The sequence below is a fragment of the Puniceibacterium confluentis genome (assembly GCF_007923445.1).
Lineage (GTDB): Bacteria > Pseudomonadota > Alphaproteobacteria > Rhodobacterales > Rhodobacteraceae > Puniceibacterium > Puniceibacterium confluentis.
The window spans coordinates 1-2,564 of record NZ_VOJI01000063.1 but is presented as its reverse complement, the minus strand read 5'-3'; the positions used below and the strand labels follow the sequence as shown (position 1 = coordinate 2,564).

Here is a 2,564-nt window from a genome sequence, read left to right as displayed (position 1 = left end):
CGTTGGTTGCTCATTATGCACCCCCTTCGTAAGTGTTTGGAAACATTGAAAGCTGGTCGTCGAACTCAGCGCGACACGGGCGTCCTTTTCGTTCGAGAGCGGTTTTAACGTTATCCGAATGCAGGTCAGTTGTCCGTATTTGGTATGGTGCGCCATCGACCACCTGATTTGCAGGCAGAATACCGTCCTTTATCAGCTTGCGGATGACGTGATTGGTAACACCGAGCTCTTTCGCAGCCTCGGTCATAGTGCGCCACGGGCCGTCCTTATCTGCAGACATGTATCCGTGAATGTCATTCACACGCCGGATGGATGAAACGCGTTTCGCATTCCAGGTCTTGCCCTGACCGGTCGGCATGCCCATGCGGTTGAGACAGGCCGCGATCGCCTCATCAGACCAGCGTCCCGCCATCTCGCGGATGATCCCCAAAGCCTCGGCACTGGTTCGAGCATTGTGTTCTCCGGTCTTCGGCTTCTTGACGCGCAATTCGGTATGCCGGCCGCCTTTCCAATGGACGACCAAAACGATTTCCCCTGTATCGTCGTCGATGCCCGCTACAATGTCTTCGATCAGTGTCCTGATCAATCGTTGCTTGTCGCGCATGGATGTCGCCGGAGCTGTCCAGGCGGTCTCAAGGTCCTGCGCCAGCCCTTCAAGGCGCGTGACATCTACCTCTGGTGCAGCTGCGATATCCGTATCGAGACGCTGCTCGAAACTGCGAACGCGCCCCAAGGCTTCTTCCCATCGTTTCTCCAGCTCTGATGCGATTAGGCGGTTATCCGGGTCACAGGCGGCATAGCGTCGTTCCGCCAGGGATGCATCGTACCGGGCTTGCTGCAACTCCATCTCGAGCACCAATCGCCTGTCTTCGGTAGCTTGGTTCAACATGGCACGTGCCTCGATGGCGGCATCGATGGCAAATGGCGCCACAGCCTCAAGAACGGCATCTGCAATGAGCTTGTCGGGCCGGAACCCACCAAAGGTGATGCAGCGTTTCTGCCCGAGTAGGAGGTTTGGATTGTCGCAGCGGTAGACGGGGCGTGGAGTGCGGCCTGTATAGACCACATGCAACCGCCGTCCGCATCTCGCACAACAGAGGAGACCGGCAAGGAGCGCACCACCGCCGCGACCAGACTTGACCCCGCCAGCACGTCCGAAAGCATTCTTGGCCAGCTGCGCTTGATTGCGTTCATAGTCCTCCCAATCGATGTAACCGACATGGTGGTCTCTGATGACCACATCCCAGTCTTCGGGGGACTTGCGGTTCTTGTAGGTGACATGCGCGCGACCGTCCCGGATTTTTGCTTGCCGCCCGGTTTTACCATAGGCGTAGACCCCGGCATAAAACATGTTCTTCAACACGCTGATCACGTTACGGTAGCGAATGGGTTGCCATTCGAAACTTGTCAGCCGAATGCCATCTGAGGGTCTGGGAAAATGAATACCTTCGCTCGACATGGATAGAAGAACCTGCCGAGCGCTTCCAAGCTCGCGGAACCGGCAGAAGATCTGCCGGATGACCTCCTGGATGCGGAGATCGGGATCGAACATTACCCCGGCGTCGCGATCCCACAGGTAGCCGATCGGCGGCGTATACCGCAGTTCGCCTCGGCGCGCTTTTGCTCTTGCGGCTTCAACCATCCGCGTGCGCAGAACGCCGAGTTCGAACTCGCTGATGCTGCCCTTCATGCCAAGAAGCAGCCGGTCATTCGGATGGCGCGGGTCGTAGACGCCGTCATGGTCCACGACACGCGCATCTACCAGGCCGCAAAGCTCCAGCATGTGGTGCCAGTCCCGCCCATTGCGGGCCAGGCGCGACACTTCCAGGCAGAATACCGCGCCGATCGACCCCGAACACAGCATGGCGACAAGCCGTTCGAAACCGGGCCGGGCCTGGCAGCCGCTGGCCGATACGCCAAGATCGTCGTCGATGACATCGATCCCGGCAAAGCCATACCCGCGGGCCATCTCAACAAGATCGTATTGTCGGCGCTGGCTCTCGAGGTTCGTCATGACCTGACTCTGCGTCGACTGACGCACATAGATCACCGCCTGACGCTTGAGCAGCTCGGGCGGAAAGGTGAGGGCCATGTCATTCATCGCGGCACCCTCCCGGATCGGATTTTGCTGCGGTCAGGAGCACTTGCGCCAGCGCAGTCACGATCGCCCGGTATTCTGGTTCCGTCAGCAATGGTGCCGGTGCCAACGGCAGTGGCAATTGGGTTGGTGTCGGGGATCTGTGATGCGTCATTCGGGGCCTCCATGGGTGAGTCGTCACCCTTGAACCCTCGCCGGAAACCGAGGTGCTGGAGAACCGAATGAAGTTCGAAAAGCGCCTCCGTGGACACTACGGGTTCGCCAAGCTCGAAACTCTGACATACTGAAGCATCCAGAATCCAGGCGGGTGCAAGGATCGCAATACCTGGATCGCGCTCGAGACCGACATGTTGGCCATCACCGCGATTGAGGGTCCTGAAAACCTTCACGTCCGCGCCAAAATAGGCATGCCATCGATAATGAACCCGATAAACCTGCCCGACATGGGCAGAATGAATGGGAACTG

The 2,564-nt window shown here is 58.5% G+C and carries 2 protein-coding genes; both read right to left on the bottom strand.

Features of this window, described 5'->3' with window-relative positions; translation table 11 throughout:
* Window positions 1-13: 13 nt before the first annotated feature.
* Window positions 14-2,101 carry a recombinase family protein gene (locus FOY53_RS22460; protein WP_222435337.1) on the bottom strand — a complete coding sequence of 696 codons (2,088 nt, stop codon included), beginning with the start codon at window positions 2,099-2,101 and terminating at the stop codon, window positions 14-16.
* Window positions 2,098-2,564, bottom strand: a 467-nt coding sequence (locus tag FOY53_RS23535) for a hypothetical protein (protein ID WP_222435336.1), incomplete at its 5' end; no start/stop codon positions are given. The genes FOY53_RS23535 and FOY53_RS22460, both read right to left, overlap by 4 nt.